Source organism: Chitinophaga sp. CF118 (assembly GCF_900112615.1).
In the GTDB taxonomy this organism is placed as follows: Bacteria; Bacteroidota; Bacteroidia; order Chitinophagales; family Chitinophagaceae; genus Chitinophaga.
Genome location: NZ_FOMK01000004.1, coordinates 162,123 through 182,256 on the forward strand (window position 1 = coordinate 162,123; position 20,134 = coordinate 182,256).

The 20,134-nt window shown below is 40.4% G+C and carries 16 protein-coding genes; 4 read left to right on the forward strand and 12 right to left on the reverse strand.

Features of this window, described 5'->3' with window-relative positions; translation table 11 throughout:
- Positions 1–129: 129 nt before the first annotated feature.
- The 3 genes from BM176_RS16985 to BM176_RS16995 all read right to left on the reverse strand — a co-directional run bounded on the left by BM176_RS16985 (position 130) and on the right by BM176_RS16995 (position 5,440).
- Entirely contained in the window at positions 130–4,158 is a 4,029-nt protein-coding gene (locus BM176_RS16985; protein ID WP_090105200.1) for a hybrid sensor histidine kinase/response regulator transcription factor, read from the reverse strand.
- 146 nt (positions 4,159–4,304) lie between these two features.
- Positions 4,305–4,997, reverse strand: coding sequence for a sulfite oxidase-like oxidoreductase (locus BM176_RS16990; protein ID WP_090105202.1), 693 nt, complete (start codon positions 4,995–4,997; stop codon positions 4,305–4,307).
- Positions 4,998–5,017: 20 nt separating this feature from the next.
- On the reverse strand, positions 5,018–5,440 hold the full coding sequence (locus BM176_RS16995) for a DUF5655 domain-containing protein (protein WP_255373531.1): 423 nt from the start codon (positions 5,438–5,440) through the stop codon (positions 5,018–5,020).
- A 128-nt stretch (positions 5,441–5,568) separates the two neighbouring features.
- Here BM176_RS16995 and BM176_RS17000 point away from each other — a divergent pair, with 128 nt between their 5' ends.
- Entirely contained in the window at positions 5,569–6,318 is a 750-nt protein-coding gene (locus BM176_RS17000) for an alpha/beta hydrolase (protein WP_090105204.1), read from the forward strand.
- Between the two features lie 71 nt (positions 6,319–6,389).
- Positions 6,390–7,361 carry a bifunctional methionine sulfoxide reductase B/A protein gene (locus BM176_RS17005; RefSeq protein WP_090106104.1) on the forward strand — a complete coding sequence of 324 codons (972 nt, stop codon included), beginning with the start codon at positions 6,390–6,392 and terminating at the stop codon, positions 7,359–7,361.
- Positions 7,362–7,494: 133 nt separating this feature from the next.
- Here BM176_RS17005 and BM176_RS17010 read toward each other — a convergent pair whose 3' ends face one another.
- The gene (locus tag BM176_RS17010; protein WP_090105206.1) at positions 7,495–7,962 is read right to left on the reverse strand and encodes a hypothetical protein; all 468 of its coding nucleotides are present in this window, start codon (positions 7,960–7,962) and stop codon (positions 7,495–7,497) included.
- A gap of 105 nt (positions 7,963–8,067) precedes the next feature.
- Between BM176_RS17010 and BM176_RS17015 the strand changes: the two genes are divergently transcribed.
- Positions 8,068–8,772: an SMUG2 DNA glycosylase family protein gene (locus BM176_RS17015; protein ID WP_090105207.1), complete on the forward strand. Its 705-nt coding sequence runs from the start codon at positions 8,068–8,070 to the stop codon at positions 8,770–8,772.
- Positions 8,773–8,825: 53 nt separating this feature from the next.
- On the opposite strand, the gene BM176_RS17020 is transcribed toward BM176_RS17015, so the two are convergent.
- The 4 genes from BM176_RS17020 to BM176_RS17035 are packed head-to-tail and all read right to left on the reverse strand — an operon-like array spanning position 8,826 to position 15,309.
- The gene (locus tag BM176_RS17020) at positions 8,826–9,794 is read right to left on the reverse strand and encodes a DUF5007 domain-containing protein (protein WP_090105209.1); all 969 of its coding nucleotides are present in this window, start codon (positions 9,792–9,794) and stop codon (positions 8,826–8,828) included.
- A 21-nt stretch (positions 9,795–9,815) separates the two neighbouring features.
- Positions 9,816–10,508: a hypothetical protein gene (locus BM176_RS17025; RefSeq protein ID WP_090105211.1), complete on the reverse strand. Its 693-nt coding sequence runs from the start codon at positions 10,506–10,508 to the stop codon at positions 9,816–9,818.
- Between the two features lie 19 nt (positions 10,509–10,527).
- Complete coding sequence (locus BM176_RS17030) at positions 10,528–12,033, reverse strand: RagB/SusD family nutrient uptake outer membrane protein (RefSeq protein ID WP_090105213.1); 1,506 nt, start codon at positions 12,031–12,033, stop codon at positions 10,528–10,530.
- A gap of 18 nt (positions 12,034–12,051) precedes the next feature.
- Positions 12,052–15,309, reverse strand: a complete 3,258-nt coding sequence (locus tag BM176_RS17035) for a SusC/RagA family TonB-linked outer membrane protein (RefSeq protein ID WP_090105215.1) — start codon at positions 15,307–15,309, stop codon at positions 12,052–12,054.
- A 583-nt stretch (positions 15,310–15,892) separates the two neighbouring features.
- Between BM176_RS17035 and BM176_RS17040 the strand changes: the two genes are divergently transcribed.
- Positions 15,893–16,825 carry an EndoS/ChiA family endoglycosidase gene (locus BM176_RS17040; RefSeq protein ID WP_090105217.1) on the forward strand — a complete coding sequence of 311 codons (933 nt, stop codon included), beginning with the start codon at positions 15,893–15,895 and terminating at the stop codon, positions 16,823–16,825.
- A 104-nt stretch (positions 16,826–16,929) separates the two neighbouring features.
- On the opposite strand, the gene BM176_RS17045 is transcribed toward BM176_RS17040, so the two are convergent.
- Genes BM176_RS17045 through BM176_RS17060 form a run of 4 tightly spaced genes read right to left on the reverse strand, consistent with a single transcriptional unit; the run spans position 16,930 to position 19,673 of the window.
- Positions 16,930–17,652 carry a GIN domain-containing protein gene (locus BM176_RS17045; protein ID WP_090105219.1) on the reverse strand — a complete coding sequence of 241 codons (723 nt, stop codon included), beginning with the start codon at positions 17,650–17,652 and terminating at the stop codon, positions 16,930–16,932.
- A 1-nt stretch (position 17,653) separates the two neighbouring features.
- Positions 17,654–18,031 carry a GntR family transcriptional regulator gene (locus tag BM176_RS17050; RefSeq protein ID WP_090105221.1) on the reverse strand — a complete coding sequence of 126 codons (378 nt, stop codon included), beginning with the start codon at positions 18,029–18,031 and terminating at the stop codon, positions 17,654–17,656.
- Entirely contained in the window at positions 18,032–18,826 is a 795-nt protein-coding gene (locus tag BM176_RS17055) for a hypothetical protein (protein ID WP_090105223.1), read from the reverse strand. It abuts the gene before it with no gap.
- 1 nt (position 18,827) lies between these two features.
- A complete protein-coding gene (locus BM176_RS17060; RefSeq protein ID WP_090105225.1) occupies positions 18,828–19,673 on the reverse strand; it encodes an ABC transporter ATP-binding protein in 846 nt (281 codons plus the stop codon).
- Between the last annotated feature and the right edge of the window lie 461 nt (positions 19,674–20,134).

A 20,134-nucleotide genomic window follows, 5' to 3' on the forward strand; every position in this document is an offset into this window, starting at 1 on the left:
TCATAACGTCGAAGTAAAGATATCTTTCTCCTTTTAGTAAGGAGTAGCCAGGATGTTTATAATTCAAGTCAAAATGTTACAACAGGGGTATCAAATGTATACGAAGAGGGGTATCTTCTGTTGCATGACTCATTTACGCATAGCGGCCATATAAGAAGAAGGTAGTACATTATAGGCCATTTTAAAATACCGGGCAAAGTATTTGGGGTTATTGAACCCCACCTCGTAAGCTACCTCGGTAATATTCATTCCTGTTTTTGTAAGCAGTTCTGCAGCTCGCTGCAATCGCATGGCGCGTATAAATTCAATAGGTGTTTTCCCGGTAAGGGCAAAAATGCGCCTGTAAACCGATACCCGGTTCATACAAAGTTCCCGGCTCAGTTCTTCTACTGAAAAAGAGGCATTTGAAAGGTTTTTCACTACTATATCCTGTACCTTTTGCATGAATTTTTCATCCGGGGTGGGTACATGGACAATATTATTATCTGATTCTGGTTGACCAATTACATATTTTACCGGTGCCTGGCTGGCGAGTATATTTCGTACCCTTGACAGCATGATCTCAAAACTGAAAGGTTTGATCATATAGTCGGCGGCCCCTGTTTCCAGTCCCCTCAATTGCTGTTCCTCTCCTGCCATAGCAGTTAATAATATTACCGGTATTTGCCGGGTACGGGTATCCTGCTTTATTTTCCTGCAGAGTGAAATGCCATCTGACCCCGGCATATTGATATCACTTACCACCAGGTCGGGGTGTGCAGACAGGGTTTTCTGCCATCCGGAAATCCCATCTTCTGCCTCTATAATGTTATAAAATGCTTTCAGGTTCTCTTTCAGGTAAAAACGGAAATCTTCATTATCTTCTACCAGCAACACCGTTTGTTCCTTTTTGACACTGGAAGAGGGTTCTATTTCACTAACTGTTGCCTCCGGTAAAGATTCCGCTATATTGAAGGGTAATAATTCAAATGGCAGGCGGACTATAAAACTGCTTCCTTTATTTACTTCACTCTCTACTGTGATAGTTCCATTACACAACTTCACAAATTCTTTCGTAATAGCCAGACCTATACCGCTTCCCTGGTTTACAAAACCAGCAGAGACATCACTCTGGAAAAACTGTTCAAAAATCTTATCCTGCCTTTCTGCAGGTATACCAATGCCGGTATCTATCACCTTTATTTCCAGCCAGGTTTTATCTGCCGTTTCCGTCACATCCGCAACTACAGTAACGAAGCCTCCTCCCGGCGTGAATTTGAATGCATTGGACAAAAGATTAAACAGGATACGCTGTATCTTGTCATGGTCAAAAAGGGTATTTAACTGATCGCAACTGGCATTGAAAGAAAAAGCTACCTGCTTTCTTTCTGCGAGATCAGTAAAAGAACAGGCTACCTCCTTAACAAAACCCAACACATCTCCTGCCGTAAGGTGCAGTTTCAGTTCATGCATTTCCATTTTCCTGAAGTCCATCAGTTGGTTGACGAGGTTCAGCAATCTTTTTGCATTACGATGGATCAGATGTAGTTTATGCTTGTTATGATTATCCTTTTCGTGTTGAATGATCTCCTCCAGTGGCGCCAGTATGAGTGATACCGGCGTTCTGAATTCATGGCTAAGGTTGGTAAAGAGTTTTATCTTCATCATATCAAGCTCATGCAGCCTGTGTGCCTCATTACGTTCCTGTTGCAGTGCAAAGCGGCTATGAGCCCGCAATAATACCATCCTTCGTAAAAAGTATAGTGTTATAATCCCCAACAGCACATATATAATATAAGCCAGCGTCGTTTTCCAGAAGGGCGGTAAGATCCTGATTTGCAGAGAAATATCTTTATTATTCCATAACCCTTCTTCATTAGCAACCTTCAGGCGTAAAGTGTATTTCCCCGGATTGATATTGGTATAAGTAATCCGTTTTGTTTCACCATCTGCTATTACCCATTCTTTATTAAAGCCTTCCAGTTTATAAGCGTATTTATTCTTGCCGGCATTTATGAAATTTAATGCGGCAAAGTCTATAGAAAAATCATTTTCATTATACCTGAGCACAATTTCTTTAGTTTCTGGTAATGAGGCCTTCAGGATCTCGTGGCCATTCAACCGCTCATTTACGGTTATTGGTCTGTTAAATAAAAGGAGGTTGGTAAAAACAAGGGAGGGATCATTTTTATTCTGCCCGATCTCTGCCGGATCAAAAATATTAAATCCATCGGCCCCACCAAAAACCAGCTCACCGGATCTTAATTTTAAAGCTGCATTCACATTAAATACCTTTCCCTGCAATCCGTCTTTATCATCATAGTTTCTGCAACTGATACCGATGTCGTCTTTATTCCGGAGAACAGTGATTTTACTGAGGCCATTGGAAGTGCTGGTCCAGATGTGCCCGTCATCATCTTCCAGGATGCTGATGATGTTATTGTCGGGCAATCCATCTTCCATACGAAAGGATCTGAACATTTGGGTATGCGGATCAAAAACATTCAATCCGTCTCTTGTACCTACCCACATATTTCCATTACGATCGGATAATAATGAACTGACATTATCATTACTCAACTGGTGAGTTGTACTCAGGTAATGTATAAAAATGCCCTTGGATTTGTCGAGCACATCAATGCCATAGGCAGTGCCTATCCACAAATCTCCTTTCCCATCTTCTGCCATAGATGAAATATAGTTGGAGTGAACAGAATTAGGGAGGTCTACGTTGTTGTGATAGAAAATTCCGTTGGCGGCATCATACCTGTCCAATCCTCCGCCCAGTGTACCTATCCAGAAATTATTACGTTGATCTTTATATATTTTCCAAACGGTTTTGTTACCAAGACTGTTAGGATCTTTTTCATTGTGCCGGTAATGTGTAAATTGTCCTTTACTATAATAATCCATATCTCCGAAATAGTAACCAATCCAGAGGTTATCCTCAGCATCAACATACAGGCTGATGATCACTTCTCTGCTGATACTGTTATCGTTGCCAGGTTGATGGATTAACCGGGTAAATGTATTTGCCGTACGGTCAAAATAGATGAGTCCTGCCCCATTTGTACCAACCCAAAGATTTCCTTTCCTGTCTTCTGCAAAACAATTTACATCATTGTAACCCAGGCTCCGGTTGTCTGTACTTTTATGTTCATACAGCCGGAACTTTGTCATATTCTCCGCATAATAACTGATCCCTCTCCTATATGTACCACTCCAGATGATACCCAGATTATCTTTATACAGTGCATATATGGCGTTTTCAGCAACACTTTTTGTATCGCCTTCTCTGTTCATGAGGAACCGGGAACTGAAGTCATTTTTATTGATCACATTTATACCTCCATGATCCGTGCCTATCCATATTGCCCCATTATCATCCTGAACGATACTGTTGACAAGGTCATTATTCATAATGCCATTCCTGCTGGATAACTGTTTTACTATATTTCCGGCGGGGGAGAGATATAATACGCCGAAATCACTGCCGGGCATATATATCCAGAGTTCATCCTGCATATCCACAAAAAGCCGGAGCGCTAAAGATGATTTATCAATATAGCTGGTCAATTGATCTGTGTGATAAATGATTTTATCCGAACGTGTATCCAGCATGTCAATGCTCCCATTGGTATATAAAATCACCAGCCTGTTGCCCGAAGCTGCAGCAATGGATGCAATGTTTTTAGCACTTTTGCTTTTTGTTACTTTCTCAAGACTATCTATCCTGTATAAACCGGAGTCAGCATATGCTACCCACCAGGAATTGCTTATCTTCTCAATGGAAATTACTCCGTAACCGGGCATACCTTTCCTTTTCAACCACGTAACAGCATTGGAGAACCGTTCTTTCACAGGATCATAAATATTATCTCCCTGCCGGGTCTTTACATATAATTTATTACCCGGAGCGGGATAGATACCGTAAATATAATCGTCAGCCAGGAAGTTAGAATCTCCCTGATTATGACGGAATACTTTAAAACTGTTTCCATCATAACGGTTCAGACCGCTCATTGTACCAAACCACATAAAGCCCCTGACATCTTTGTAGATGCAGTTCACCTGATTATTAGACAGCCCGTTATGAATATTCAATGCAGAAAACTGCTGTGCATGAGCATAGGATAGCACAACTAATAACAGTGGAAGCAGGCATTTTTTCTGTAACATGGAATTGCGAATCAATGCTAAGTTATAATAGTAAATATAATGTTTTAGGGATAATACCAGTTATTACAGAACGAATGAATATATAGGTAATTATCTGGCTTTAATATAAGATTAATTTCCATGAAAGTATTTTGATTAACATGCGCTTAACTGTATCTGTCATTCCTCCAGGGATAAGCCGTATTTGAATACCCCCGTTCTTCCCAGAAGCCTAATTTGTTTTTTGACAGAAATTCTATCCGCCTGATCCATTTTGATCCTTTCCAGGCATATAACTGAGGAGTGATCATTCTTACCGGTCCACCATGATCCTGTGGCAAAGGTTGTCCGTCTACAGCATGCACCAGCAGCACATCTGGCTTCAATGCTTCTTCCAGAGAAACATTGGTGGTGTAATCATCATAACCATAACACATAATATGCGTGGCGGTATCTTTCGGCTGAGCCAATGCTGCCAGATCCAGGAGCCGCACTCCTTTCCAGTTCATATCAAGCTTTGACCAGGTGGTAACGCAGTGAAAATCGGAAGTATCTTCAGTTTGTGGCAAGGCCAGAAAATCCTGCCAGGTAAGTTCTACCGGGTGCTCTACTTCTCCATCAATAACCAGTCGCCATTCTTCCAGGGAAATCTCCGGAAGAATCCCCAGATCCAGAACAGGCCACTTTTTGGTGATGGTTTGCCCGACCGGCACCTGCGGCATTCCATGACGATTAGGGTTTCCTTTCCCCATTGGTTTATTGTCCGAAACAGAAGGCGTAAGGCTCATCTTATCCTCAAAACGGGCTTTGAGTTTCATTCTGGCATCTACAACCCTGTTTAATTTTTCTGATCCTTCCATAATTGTAAGTTTAATTAAAGTTATGCAGAATGACTGCCTTTATATGCCATTAACATAAATCCATTCACCTCTTCATTCAGATCTTCCTTGTGCTGCATCCGAAAATGATGATTATACTGAGACGTTCCCGGCACCTGTGCTATTTTATGAAAACAAAGATTATCATTGAACGGTTTATTAAATGGAAATACAACATCTACAAAATCCTTACCCAATTTTGTGACATAAGCAATACGTGTTGTAGCCGCAAAAGCAATCATCGATTTTGTAGGATGGACTGTTACATTGCCCAATAGCTGGTAACTGGTTACAAAATGCCAGAACAGGGAAAGTGTATGTTCGGATTTGCCATTAAGGAAATCTGATAAGACTTTATCTCCGCATGAATGCACCTGGTTGTTATTGACAAATTGCTGCTGACAAAAAGGACATACCCACATCATTGAAAATTTGTCAAAAGATACTTTATTCCTACAGTAAAATGTACAAGAATTACCTCTATACGTCAATTGTCATTACTCCTCATTCACTCTAATTTTGTATCGTAACAAACTATAAACCCATTCATCCAATGAGAAGATTTATTTTTTCTTTCATCGTAATGCTAACAGCAAATGTAACATTTGCACAACAGGCAAAGAATATTGTACTCGTTCACGGAGCCTTTGCCGACGGATCCGGCTGGGAAGGCGTATACAATATCCTTAGCCACAAAGGTTACAACGTTACCATTGTACAGAACCCTCTCTCCTCTCTGGAAGATGATGTAGCAGCGGTAAACCTTGTGCTGGACAAACAAGACGGCCCAACCGTACTTGTAGGACACTCCTGGGGTGGCGCTGTTATCTCTGAAGCGGGAATTTCACCCAAAGTGGTAAGCCTGGTATATGTAGCAGCATTTCAGCCAGATGCGGGAGAATCTGCCCTTTCCTGGGCCCAATCTGCTCCGGCAGCACCAGAAAACGGGATTCTTGCTCCGGATCCAGCAGGCTTTGTGTATTACGACAAAGCAAAATTCCATGCAGGCTTCTGTGCCGATGTAAGCAAAGAAAAGGCCGCCTTTATGTACGCATCCCAGGGAGCTTTTAGCGCAAAAGGATTCGGTACGCCTTTATCCCATGCAGCCTGGAAAACGAAACCTTCCTGGGGTATCGTAGCCACTGCGGATAAGAGTATCAATCCGGACATAGAGCGTAACATGTACAAACGTTCCAAAACTACCATCACAGAACTCAATGGCAGCCATGTGATCTTCATGTCCAAACCCAAAGAAGTAGCAGCCATAATCGAAGCTGCCGCAAAGGGTACTGACAAAAAGTAGCCTCTTTAAGGGCATTTTGACGCAAAATACTTACGGCATGGCTATTGAGCATATGCAAGCAAAAAATGACTATGAACTGGAAAGATATCTTAAAGCTCAGCAGTGAAGGGAATCTTACGCCGCCAGGAAGGGTGGAAAAAACGGAAGAAGAGTGGAAGAAGATCCTGACACCAGATCAGTTCCGTATTACACGCTTAAAAGGCACAGAAAGACCCTTTTCCGGGGAATTATGCAGTGCCTTCGGACCAGGACTTTATTCCTGTGTTTGTTGTGGCAACCTGCTTTTTGACAGTGGAGAGAAATTCGAATCTAATTCAGGCTGGCCTAGTTTCACTCAACCAATAGCAGAAAATGCCATCAGCTATCACCAGGATACGGCCTATGGTATGGTACGCGTTGAAACCCTCTGCAGTGTATGCGATGCGCATCTTGGACATGTGTTTCCTGATGGTCCGGCTCCTTCCGGCCTGCGGTACTGTATGAATTCCGATGCACTTGTAAAACAGGAAAAGCAGGAAGAAAGTATCGTATTGGGTGGCGGTTGTTTCTGGTGTACAGAAGCTGTTTTCCAGGAAGTAGATGGCGTTGTTAAAGTGGTGAGCGGTTATTCAAACGGACAGGTAAAATCTCCTACTTACGAGCAGGTTTGCACTGGCAATACCGGACATGCGGAAGTGGTAAAAGTGACTTATGATCCCAATGTGATATCTCTGGAAGATATTCTTGAGATCCATATGACCACCCACAATCCTACTACCCTCAACAGACAGGGAGCAGATGTAGGTACACAATACAGGTCAGCTATTTTTTACACTACCCCGCAGGAAAAGGCCATCATAGATCAGGTAATTGCAAAGGTGAAAGATTCATTTGACGAGCCAATTGTTACAGATGTGAAACCTCTGGATGTGTTTTACCCGGCAGAGGCTTATCACCAGAACTATTTCCGCAACAATCCGGGTAATGGATACTGTGCGGCGGTAATCAATCCTAAGTTAAACAAGTTCAGAAGTAAATATGTAAGTAAATTAAAAGTATCATAAGATTGTAACAAAGACGAATGCCTTACATACATTTACTTCTTTAAAACCAAAAGGGTGCATCAAAATATGGTGCACCCTTTTTTTATTCTGATCCAGTAGTATCCTTTTTTGTTACAAACAGGATACTCCTTAGTTAGAATTTAAACATCTTCGTTACATCATTCAGGTCTACATCTCCATCACCATCTTTATCCAATCCGAACTTAGTGCCAATACCACTCAGGGTGGATTGCAGATTGCCACTACCACCGAAAGACTGCAATATGGATTGAAGATCTAATCCTCCTGTTTTGCCACTAACGGAAGCTAAAATGGAAGGAATAAGTGTGGATGCGATATTTCCCGCCACATCTTTGTTGATCCCGAATTTCTCTATGATATTAGTAGCGAAGTTACCCTGTATTTCCTGTACAGCAGGATGACCGGGCGTAGCCAGAACTTCATTCACCTGTCCTGTTTGAGTCAGATTACTAAGGGCAGACATGATAGTGCTACCAGCTTCTTTCATTACTCCTTCATTATGTTCATTAGGTACCTCAGGATTGTTAACGACTGACTGTTGACCACTTTCCTGGATCAGTTGCATGAATTGCTCAAACATGGCATTTAGTTTTATGGATGACCAAGTTAGAATAGAGAACTCATATTAACAAACCAGTACGAAAGAAAGTTCGCAAAACCGTATTTTTGAGAAAACCAGTTTCCATTGAGTAAGAAAGCAACATTTGCTGATCATGTGATCAACTTTAACAGTAATGTACAGTTTACCGGTCAGCTTCCTCCCGGTATCCGGATCATGAATCCTTTCCGCGAACAACCACAGATAATGGATGTAATGCGGCAATTCTATAAGAAGTTCTACGATGATAACCATACCCGCCGGATGATTATGGGTATTAATCCCGGCAGATTAGGCTCCGGTTCCACAGGAGTTCCTTTTACGGATACCAAAAGGATGATAGATGTGCATGGTATCCAGATTGAAGGGATGAAAACACATGAGCCATCTGCCGTGTTCATACATGATGTAATCCATGCCTATGGAGGTGCAGAGAAATTCTATAAAGACTTCTATATTGGTTCTGTTTGTCCGCTGGGATTTACGGCTTTACAACCCGGAGGTAAGGAAATCAATTATAATTATTACGATAGTAGGGCGCTGACTGATGCGGTGTATGATTTCATGGTGGAGAGTATCAGTGAGCAATTAACATTTGGGATCGATACCAGTGTATGCTTTTGTTTAGGTACAGGAAAGAATGTGAATTTCCTGGAGCAACTGAATAAGAAAGAGGGATTCTTTAAGAAGATAGTAGCATTGGAACATCCCCGTTTTGTGATGCAGTATAAGTCTAAAACAAAGCAGGAATATGTAGATAAATACCTGCGGGAGTTTGCGGATAATAAGTAAAAAGCCGCCCCAAAATGAATTGGGACGGCCGGAATTGTTACAGTATTATTCTCTTAAGGCATTACCCTGGTTACGTGTTTCATTTTTACGGTCACACTATATGATCCTTCCTGGTAGATGTTAAACTGGAACCTTGGATTTACGCTGTAGATTTTTTTAGTATCAGGTGTAAAAGCAGGGTCTACATTCACAAATTGACTTGGAATACGATAATAGATCAGATAACCGTATTGGCTTTGCTTTAAAGGAAAAGGTGTTGTTTCGTAATTACAGGTCATTGTAGAATCTGTTTTCACCAGTGGATGGAACTGTGCATACGTCTGGAAATCGCTACGGTCACCTCTTCTTATGATTTCATTGGCCGCAGGATTAAACGGGTTATTATTCTGATCTACTATCTTCAGTGTAATATCTGTACCCTCATCAGATGTTTTTTCGATCCATACATCCGGGGCACCAAGATCACCGCTGGTAGTAGTACCATCTATAAACCAGGCACATCCGCCTGCTCCTATCTGGTAGGGAACTCCATCCACAAGTGTGAAAGTGGCCACGTTATTAAACACTTTTGATCCGTTTTGATTGGTAGCTTTGATATCAAATTCATAAGTCCCTAAAGGCACTTTAGTCGTTGTACCATAAAAAGTAAATGCACCTGTATGTTCATTAAACTCAAAGGGCGGTGTATTCTTTTTCGCTCTCTTTTTATTAAGCAGTTCCACCGTAGTATCGGTATTTGCATCGAACTGGCCAATCCACTCATAACGTTCAAAATTCTTGTATAGTGAATCTGCATGGTGATGAGTACTGTCTCTTATATCCAGCAATGTGTATATAACGGGAGCACTTGAACCATCTCCATTTACAGCTGCGGTTTGAACAATTTGTCCACGTGTTATCTTAATAGGATTATCTACGTAACGTATCTGACTGCTCAGGAAACCTTGTTCTACTTTTTTGCAGGAAGAAACAGCAGCAATTATTAATAATATACAGACAGCGACTTTAAAACTCTTTTTCATGATAATAGAATAAGGTAAAGATTAATTTTTATCGTCCGCGTAGTAGGTGAATGTATGTGAGTTGCTTAACACATGCAATACACCGGTAGTAGTGATGATACCCGTTGTCTGGCAAAGTGTTTTGAGTAACTGTCCAGGTTTCAGACCGGGAATACCAGTAGAATCTATAGGAACAGGATATCCGTTCTCGGTGGCAATCATCTTGTTTAAATAGATGTATTTAGGCGGAGTAGAAAATACTGTCCCATCTGTATAATCGCCGGAAGGAATTAACTGCACCAACCGGAGTTCACCATCATTAGATTTGAATATACGGCCTGTGGAAGTGGTATTATCTCTTGTTATCTCATCCTTAAAGATATAAGCCCTTACGGAATCTTTTAATGCGGTGAAATCAAGTGAATCAAAAGTATATACAAGGTTTTCATCATTCCTCTTCAGTATTTCATCTTCCCTTTTAGCATCAACATAATGTTGAATGGCATAGTCGGTGAATGCAAAAAAAGTTCCGGAGGAATTTAATTCATCCTTCAGCCCTGTTCTGTCTATGAGCAGGAGTAATGTATCAAAAAGAGGATTTGTTTTGAGATAATCGTAAGTGGTCATATCTACATGCGGGTCGCTTACACTACCACCAATCGTATATTCTTTCTTACAGGAGAAGAACGCGATAGCTATCAGAATTATGATACCGGAAAACATCTTATTTTTCATGAAGATTCTTTTTAATTAATTAGTATTTACCCTGCCAGTAAGGAGTTTGTTTCAGTGTAAAATCGTCCCTGAACATATCATTATCAATTGGCCATAACCATCCGCCTAAAGGAGATCCATTCATGAACATTCCATCAGTGAAATTCTCATTATAACCAATATTTGAAACAGGACTAAAACTGGATAATTTCTTTGTTCTTACAAGATCGTAATAAGACTGCCCTTCATAAAACAGTTCTCTCATACGCTCTTCAAGGATTACAGAAGCAAGATCAACTGATCCATCATAGTCTGGCACCCCTGCCCTATTGCGTACCTGGTTTAACAATACTATCGCTTCCGGATCCCGTCCTAATTTATTTAATGCTTCAGCTCTTAATAGAATGATATCTGCCAGTCTGAAGATATTCATGTTGTTAGCCATTCTTGGCTGTTTCTTACCAGAACCATCCGCATAAGTGATGTTCGCATATTTGATGGTTTGCCCTTTATCAGAACCTGCCTGATAAAAGAACTTTTCGAAACGGATATCACCGCTTTCTCTATAGATGTTAGACAGGTATGTATTATTTAAAGGCCATGCGATTGTGCTTTTCCCATCAATAAACGGATCCATTAATACATTGGCAGGAGCATTATAGCCTCCCTCATATCTGTTCAATGCAATACCTTCACTCTGTCCGTCATTAATATTAACCTCAAAGATCCCTTCCATCGATCTGCCTATAAAGATCTGCATGTAATTCGCAGAATCTACCAGTTGGTATCCACCCTTGGTGATGACTTCATTGGCAGCAATTTCAGAACCGGCATAGTCGCCTTTCCATGCTTTGATGTGTGCTTCCAAAGCAAAAACACTTCCTTTATTAGCTCTTACCGCACGTTGTAATCCATCCGTATAACCAAAATCAAGGGCCCCTTTTGCGATTTCCAGATCAGCCAGACATTGCATCAATACAGAATCTGCAGGGCTTCTGGGAATATTCTTTGCCTCATCTGCATTCAAATCGGGCGCCAGTTTTAAAGGCACATCACCCCAAATCCTGCTCATATAGAAATAAGTAAATGCCCGTAAAAAATATGCCTCTCCAATAACATGCCTCTTGGCAGTTGTATCCAGGAACTTATTATCGTCGATACCGGGAACTTTATCAATGATCAGGTTTACCTGCTGTAACAGCTTGTAAAATTTCTGCCAGTTCCTTAATCCTCCGGGAGCATTTCCTCCAATATAATTTCCTGAAGCAACATCGATGGCACCTGCATCATAGTTACCATCCGGTTTAAATTCGCCGGCAGCAACATCACCATACATGTGCCAGCAGTTGTCTGTCATCAATACATTACGCAGTATTGCATAAGCACCCGCAAGAGCTGTATTGGCATCCTGTTCATTGGTAAAATAAGCATCTGTAAAAGTAGAATTATGAGGCTCCAGGTCAAGTATTTTACTACATGATGATGCTATCATGATGGAAGCCAATAATATGACAGTATAACTTTTATGTAAGAGTCGTTTGTTCATGATCCTGATTTTTTTTAATTAAAGGCTTATATCCAATCCCATGGTGAACTTTTTAGGAATGGGATAACCACTTCCACTATATACCCCAAAAGCATCCACCTGCTCTGCATCGGGTACATTCTTTGATTTCTGGAAAATGTGCAGATTATCAACCAGTCCATAAATGCGAACACGTTTCATATGCAGTCTTTCCAGTAAAGCAGGTGCCAGGCTATAACCCAGAGACACTTTCTTGATACGCAGATAAGTACCACTTTCAACCCATTGTGAACTTACAAGTGCATATTTATAACGGGTACCTGTTACGGAACTTAAAGAAGGATATTGCGCATTATCTCCCGCATTCTGCCAGTAATTAATACCATTCAGATCAGGAAGGGAATGCGTACTGATGGAATGATAAGGATCAGGGTTGCCATCATCTGTAGGCACCAGTTGGGAAAGCTTTCCTGCCAGGTAATCATTGTAGATTTGACGACCAGCTGTGAATGTACAGAATACATCGAGCGTAAATCTTCTGTAACTGAATGTATTGCTGAAACCACCTGTTACTTTAGGATTTGGGTTACCGGCAGGTACATAGTCTCTGTCGTTTAACACACCATCTCCATTTGAATCCTGCCAGATAGGATCACCACCTCTGAAAGGATAACCATAGAAATTCAATACCTGTCCCGTTACGGGATTTACCGGAACATCTGCATCTGATTTATAAATGCCGGATGCTTTGAAAACGTTATAAGAATTGAGTGGTTGCCCTTGTCTCAATACAAATTTATCCAGGTAAATATCACGACCACCATTAGGCAATGATGTAATGATGTTATCATTATGTGCAGCATTCAACATCACCTGCCACTGGAATTTTGAAGAAGGCTGGAAGATGTTGGCAATGATCTGCATTTCAATACCTGTATTACGAATACCAATAGCATTGGCGGTGATTGTAGAATATCCTGTTGTAACAGGAACCGCCATAGTAAAGATACCGCCATGTGTTTGTTTCACATACCCATCTGCCACAAAGTTAAACCGTCCGTTCAGCAGGGTCAGGTCTATACCAAGATTGGTCTGGCTTGTTTTTTCCCAGCTCAGTTTTCTGTTGGAAAGGCCCTTATCAAAATTAAGAGATACAGCAGGTACACCGTTGTAAGTGAATACCTGATTATAGTTGGTAACAGGATTGACACTACCCTGGAAATCACCGGCACCTACTGTGTAAGTATTAAAAGAAAGATAATTATCTCCTCCATCGGGCTGACGGCCTGTTTGACCATAGCTGGCACGCAGTTTCAACATGGTAAGCCAGCTGCTCTGATTTTTCATGAATGGTTCATCACTAATTACCCATCCGGCAGATACGGAAGGGAAATATCCCCAGCGGTTATCTTTACCAAAACGGGAAGATGCATCTGCATTCATTACAGCAGACAATAAATAACGTCCTTTGTATCCGTAATTCACACGGAAGAAACCCGTTTGGATACCACTCTGTTGCAGGTCTGTACTGGTTGTAGATAAGTTTTTATTTAACACAGTAACAGTACGGATCTGATCATTAGGAACACCAATTGCACTAGACTGTGTTACGCGGTATTCATTGAACTCAGTATTCTGTCCCAATAAAAAATTAAACGTATGGTATTTACCTAACCCGGTAGTATACTGAAGTGAATTACTCATCAGGTAGTTGATGGAAGCATCTGTAAAGCTGGTAGCCTTACCTGTGCCATCCTTTCTCACCACACCAGGTATATATGCATCTTTACGGGAGTTGTGCATATTGTAGGAAAGCACCGTATTAAAGTTCCATTTCTTAGAGATCTTCCACTCTATGATAGGGCTGATAGAGAGATTATTATCTGTGTTCAGATCTGTCTTGTTGGAGGTATTTCCGAAAATGAAATCCTTGTTTGCGGGAGACAGGTATAACAATGAAGTAGGCAATGGGCTGGAAGCATAATACCCACCATTAAAAGGACCATAACCACCGGAAACATCGCTAAGTGAAATAGGCCTGTCTCCTCTTGAGAAACGGATTTGCGTACTGATGTTCAGTTTAGGAGAAACGTGCAGTCCTGTAGTCCCGTTAAAGCTATATCTTTTAAATCCTGATTTCTTAATAACTCCTTCTTCATCATAATAATTCAGTGAATACCTGTAACTAACAAGTTCAGTACCACCGTTCACGGATACATCATAATTGCTAACACGACCACTCTGGTAAAGCTGGCCTATATAATCATTGGCATTATTAAATCCCGGGTTAAGGCTATCTGTTAAAATCTGAGGAATAGAAGGTAGATTAAAGTAATTTCCATAGTGTTCTATCAATGCCATTTTCGCTCTGCGCTCTTCTGCACCGATCACCACTTTATCCAGTGCCGGTTGATCTGTGATGCCATGATAAGTAGAAAATTCCACTCTTGGCTTTCCTGTTACACCGCGTTTGGTGGTGATGATGATTACCCCACCGGCACCCCTTGATCCATAGATAGCAGCAGCAGAGGCATCTTTTAAGATATCAATACTCGCGATGTCACTCACCGGAATACCGGCCAATGCATCAGTACCGGTACCACTACCATAGTTAATAGCGGCGATATCATCCGTGTTCTGAGGTACTCCATCTATTACATATAAAGGGCCGCTTAATGCCCGTGCCAGACTTGTTTTACCCTGAGGACTGGTAAAGTCACTATTGATATTCCTGCTCACGGCAGTATTACCACGCATTACTACATTACTTCTTACACCCGGTTCGCCGGAAAAGTTCTGTACATCTAATCCCGGAGCGCGGCCCTGCAAAAGGGCATCCAGAGTAGGAGCAGGAACGTCCAGCATTGTTTTCGGATTTACAGAGGTAACTGAAGCTGTTACATTTTTACGGGAAACTTCCTGATAGCCGATTACTACCACATCTTTCAAATCTGTTTTATCCCGCTTCAGTAATACATTCACTTTTGCATCAGGACCGGTTACCTTGAATAAAAAAGGAACATATCCTACAATTTTAAACGTTAGTGTGCTGCCGATGTTGGCTTTAATACTGAAACCACCATCTGTATTAGAAACGGCGCCACCTTTTAAGTCGGAAATACTGATGGATACACCAGGAAGAGACTCTCCGTCTCCCCCGTCTTTTACTGTCCCGGATATAATTACACGTGCATCAGGTGTGCCCTGTGCCCGTGCAAATATAGAAATGATTGTAAGGGAGAGCGTTAATAACATCACAGTACAGCGATAGCTGCATTTTGTAAAATTAACAGTCATGAAATAAATTTTGAAGCTTAAGGATTATTACGAAATTGGTTGATCATGCCTGTTGGGCATGAGTATTATAAAGAGCTGTAAATACATAAGATTTCTGCTACCTGGATGCTATCTCTGCATTCCGGGTATGATAAATAAATTGGTTGATACAGTAATTACTAAATGTTAGTTGACATGAATATTTATAAAAGAGCGATATAACTACATACCTTTTAATTACTCCATAGTATATAACGTTGAACTAAAAATTATCCCTTTCCCTTAGTGTGAAATGCTGCTACGTAGAGGCTTTTACCGGTTGATAAAATTATCTTGTCAAACTCTTTTTCTCAATGCAAATCAGTTTCTTTAACAGGGCCTACACACGTCGAATATTAGGACAAGTTAAGATGTAATGGAAAAATAAGTTGTCAATGAAAAGCAAACAGATTGTAAACAATCTTAAATAGACTGTGAACGGAATTTAAATTCACTAAATATTTAATGACTTTAATAGATAAATAAGTTAATTTGTGATAACGAATAAGATTCCACGATGCTCTACAATCCCTGCTAGTTTATATACCCAAACCACATATACATTATGAAAACACAAACCCTTATACTTACCGGCTTAACATTCATAAGCACCATCGGATGTATGAAAAAAGACAATCTAAAAGTGCCCGCTGTAACCACGCTTGCCGTAGCAGCTCCAGCCGCTCTACCCAGCCCATTTAAAGTAGCTTATTATGCCTTTGATGCTACACCCAATAATCTTCCACTCACTAATTTCTCTGTTGAGGCGAATGTTGTTGTTCTCTTTGAAGGCACCGGATGGGAAATGGCAGACTCTTTACATTACGGCAGCAGCAACAGTTATATCCTGACTGTCAACCCCAACTATCATTCCTACAAATCAATCATTAATCATGTAAGAGTATTACAGGCAAGAGGAGTAAAAGTATTGATGAATGTAGACGATGCTGCTTCCTGGAATACCACTACTCCATTCACTACCTACAACGGACAAAAATTAACCTATCTGCAGTTTGCATCCTTTGTAAAAGCCTGCATTATAGATTCTTTGCACTTAGATGGTATTGCCCTGGATGTAGAGCATATGGGCAGCACCGCCGCCAACACCAATTTCACTAACCTGATAAAAGCATTCGGAGCATATTTTGGTCCATTGTCAAACAATCCTACCGGAACTGTTTATACAGCAGCTATCTATAGTGGCGGACAGGCAGGATATGCTATCGGGCAGGTTCCCTCTGTTGCCCAATATTTAAACTTTGTGGAGGACATGGGCTATTCCCAGAATAACACCACACGATTCAACAGGTGGGCAAACTACATAGGAGCAGCCAAAACAATGATTGGCGTTTCCAAACAATATAACAGCGTAAGTACAGCTATCACTGCTGCTGCATGGCAACCTTCCAGCGGCAGCCATAAAGCCGGTATCATGGTATTTGCAGGTAATGTTGATTCCTCCTACACTAACAGGATTTTCCGGGCAACAACGAATTAAATAATTTATAAAGAACAGGCTGTATTCTCATTATACAGCCTGTTCTTTACCCGGGTCACGGTTGGAAACCATACGCTGTTTAAGCGATCCTCAAACCCTTCATTTTAATTGAATTTTAAAGAATTTATGGTTTTACCCGAAAGAATAAGCGCTGAGCTATCTGCTATTAAAAGATCACTTTGGTTCGTATATAAATGGCCCATATCCAACAGGGTTACCCCCTTTAACCTCACTGTTATTTTTTTTGCATGCATGATTGGGGAACCTTTCAGATCGGGGTTCATTTCAAATACCACTTGAGTCGAGTCATTTTGGGTAACTTCAAGTTGATCAAAACTATGAATGTTGCTCTCTACCTCTAATCGTGACTTTCCTGACAAACGAACTGTAAGCGATTTTTGCCGGAACTCATCTAATTCAAGGTTCGTATTATGCCCTTCAATTGATAACAGTTCAGGGGCAGCAACACGCACCAGGATATTGTTCTGCATCCATGACTTTTCTATAAGATTATCATATTTATTAAGAAACTTTATATGTAAAGTATCCCCATTTACATAGGCTTTCACACTATCTTTCTGATAACCACCCCAGTAGTCCAGAACTCTTACAGAAAAGCTTTTACTTTGCATAAAAACGATATTAGTCACATTTCCTCCATCAACTTTTAAATGCTTAAAAGGGCGTTCCAATATCTTATTGTAATTCCAATATAGATCGGATTTATCCCGGTGGTCATACTGCCTTTTGAAAAGCAGGTTGGAGGCAAACAAACTAGTCACCAAAAGTGCCAGCAGGGTAATGAGTATTATAGTACTTAGTTTCATTTTATTTATCCTTATAATTTTGGGTAATATATTCGTCAAATCTTCTGTTAACTTCTTCCGGTCCAATTTTAAGTAAATGCATGTTTCTAAACATCAACGGTAGTTCATTTTCCAAGAACAATTCTCTCCGGTAAGCAAGAACGCGTTGCATACCTTCCTCTTCAAGAAAGTACCCCACTCCTCTGCGGTTACTTATAATTTGCTTTTGCTGCAAAAAGTCATAAGTACGTTGTATGGTATTAGGTGTTACTTCCATGTAAACGGCCAGCTCCCTTATGCTTAATATTTTATTTCCGGTCTGCCAATTTCCTAGTAGTATCTGTTCACATACATATTCCACTATTTGCAGATAAATCGCTTGCTTGTCTCTGAATTCCATTTACATTTCCTTTTCTTTTAACCTTATTAAGGCTGTTAACCACAATGTTCCGGGGATCACATAACTTATCAAAAAGCTAATTGCTGAATTTACACCTTCGGGCAGATCTACAATTCCAATCGCAGAACCTACCTTTAAAAATATACTTTTAAAAGGAATAGCCATGTCGATATGGTTAAAAAACAGGCCAGCGATCAGAAGATTCGCAAAGTAAGTGAATATTACCAGCGTACAAACCAATAGAGCTACTTTAATATAACTGACCTTATTAAAATAAAGTGAACCCAATAACATCGCTCCTGAAATATTAAAGAAAATGACGAATATGTTCTTAGCTATTTCATTGTTAAATCCAAATACTTCAACTGAATGATATAAATTTTGATAATTGGGACTATTAGGATCAAGTCCCTGATAGTAGTTATTTACAAAAAACACATCCACCAACCTGAAAAAACCAAGATATATTGCAGCATAGATAACTCCTGAAATCAACACAGCACAAAGCCATTTCTCCAAATGTGATGCAGGTAGCATTAAAAAGGATGTACCACTTGAATTGGATGAAAAGTAGCCCAATGCTGAAGATGACATGAAACTGCCGCCAACCAGAAACCCAAAAACAAAAGCGCTGACCTGGGCCTTGGCTATACCTGCCATCGATTGTACAATTGCATAGGTAAGTAAAGTAATGACAAGTGTCACTAACATCAATCCAAGCATAAGGGTGGGCCGTTCAAGTACTGATTTTTTGAATACCCAACCAAACCGCTTTATATTAAATGTATCATTCATTTTATTTAGTGTTAGTGGTGAAAATTTCTTTTGCTAATTGTGGCTTTGAGGTAACGCCATTGAATAAGTTCTCTAAATTGATCCGGGTATCTTCACCTGAAGTATTTTCCCTCACCAGAGACACTCCTTTTAAATGTTTCTCTGCATATAAGATCCTGTTATCATTTGGCTGAATACTAACCGTTTCAAAGATTAGCCTTTCTGTGATCGTATTAACAGATTCGTTTAACAGCAATTGACCATCATCGACAATGATCACCTGATCAATTAAGTTTTCGAGATCACGGGTTTGATGCGTCGAGATAATAATAATGCGGTCATCTGTCATTACTGATGCGATCAATTGCCTGAATTGCGCTTTCGAAGGAATATCCAGGCCATTGGTAGGCTCATCCATTAGTAAAATCTGTGTGTTGCAGGCTAATGCAAAGGCAATACTGAATTTTTTTTGCTGACCAAATGACAACGCACTGAGCTTTGCGGGAACGGAAACTGCCAGCTCTTTTAGAAAAGTGTTTAACTCATCTACATTAAAATTGGGATAGAACACCGAAAATAAGTCTAAATATTTCCTGAGCGTTAGCGGCGGAAGTGTAACATCTTCAGAAATAAAATATACAGTATTCAAGAACGATGGTTTTCTCCTTTGGGGAATACTACCGTTAACTATTACCTCCCCTTTTTTGGGAAATAATGTTCCGGATATGTTCTTCAGCAGCGTAGATTTCCCTGCACCGTTTTTGCCTAACAGTCCATATATGTTTCCTCCTTTTATATCTAGCGAAAGGTCGCTGTAGAGCAATTTTTTGTTGCTATAACCAAATGATAAATTTGAAATCTTAATCATGTAGTGTAGTAGTTAAGTATTACACTACAATAGTAGATGTTTATTTTATCTTCTGCAAGCGTTTTTCAAAATATTTTAATTCCCCCAGATAAAATTCGACAGGAAAGCAGCTCAGGACAACTATTCATAGCTACTATTTGTCGCATCCTTCACTACTTGTAAATTTCAATAAATCGCTGAATTTCAATATGAATCTTGAAGAATTGGTTCGAAACCGGACAGTTGGCCAGGGATATGTTTTGTAGACCGTTAGCTGGGAAATGTCTGCGAAATTGTCTTGCAAGTACGGTACAGATCAAAAATGGTCAAAAGCATTAGGCAGCTGTTTTGAAAAAACGTGGCTGGCCTTTCCTGTCACAAAGCGAATAACTATTCATGACTAGTGCAAATTCTTAGTGTCTTCGGAGAGACTTCATAGAGAGTTAAGGAAGAGTTGAGGGATTGATCGGTGGTTGATCGGT

What these genes read in the sequence shown, in the direction of transcription:
- BM176_RS16995 (WP_255373531.1), bottom strand. Translation starts at nt 5,440, where the DNA reads ATGATGTGGGTATGTCCTTTTTGTCAGCAGCAATTTGTCAATAACAAC.
- BM176_RS17030 (WP_090105213.1), bottom strand. Translation starts at nt 12,033, where the DNA reads ATGAACAAACGACTCTTACATAAAAGTTATACTGTCATATTATTGGCT.
- BM176_RS17005 (WP_090106104.1), top strand. Translation starts at nt 6,390, where the DNA reads ATGAACTGGAAAGATATCTTAAAGCTCAGCAGTGAAGGGAATCTTACG.
- BM176_RS17025 (WP_090105211.1), bottom strand. Translation starts at nt 10,508, where the DNA reads ATGAAAAATAAGATGTTTTCCGGTATCATAATTCTGATAGCTATCGCG.
- BM176_RS16985 (WP_090105200.1), bottom strand. Translation starts at nt 4,158, where the DNA reads ATGTTACAGAAAAAATGCCTGCTTCCACTGTTATTAGTTGTGCTATCC.
- BM176_RS17050 (WP_090105221.1), bottom strand. Translation starts at nt 18,031, where the DNA reads ATGGAATTCAGAGACAAGCAAGCGATTTATCTGCAAATAGTGGAATAT.
- BM176_RS17040 (WP_090105217.1), top strand. Translation starts at nt 15,893, where the DNA reads ATGAAAACACAAACCCTTATACTTACCGGCTTAACATTCATAAGCACC.
- BM176_RS17060 (WP_090105225.1), bottom strand. Translation starts at nt 19,673, where the DNA reads ATGATTAAGATTTCAAATTTATCATTTGGTTATAGCAACAAAAAATTG.
- BM176_RS17045 (WP_090105219.1), bottom strand. Translation starts at nt 17,652, where the DNA reads ATGAAACTAAGTACTATAATACTCATTACCCTGCTGGCACTTTTGGTG.
- BM176_RS17035 (WP_090105215.1), bottom strand. Translation starts at nt 15,309, where the DNA reads ATGACTGTTAATTTTACAAAATGCAGCTATCGCTGTACTGTGATGTTA.
- BM176_RS17010 (WP_090105206.1), bottom strand. Translation starts at nt 7,962, where the DNA reads ATGTTTGAGCAATTCATGCAACTGATCCAGGAAAGTGGTCAACAGTCA.
- BM176_RS16990 (WP_090105202.1), bottom strand. Translation starts at nt 4,997, where the DNA reads ATGGAAGGATCAGAAAAATTAAACAGGGTTGTAGATGCCAGAATGAAA.
- BM176_RS17000 (WP_090105204.1), top strand. Translation starts at nt 5,569, where the DNA reads ATGAGAAGATTTATTTTTTCTTTCATCGTAATGCTAACAGCAAATGTA.
- BM176_RS17055 (WP_090105223.1), bottom strand. Translation starts at nt 18,826, where the DNA reads ATGAATGATACATTTAATATAAAGCGGTTTGGTTGGGTATTCAAAAAA.
- BM176_RS17020 (WP_090105209.1), bottom strand. Translation starts at nt 9,794, where the DNA reads ATGAAAAAGAGTTTTAAAGTCGCTGTCTGTATATTATTAATAATTGCT.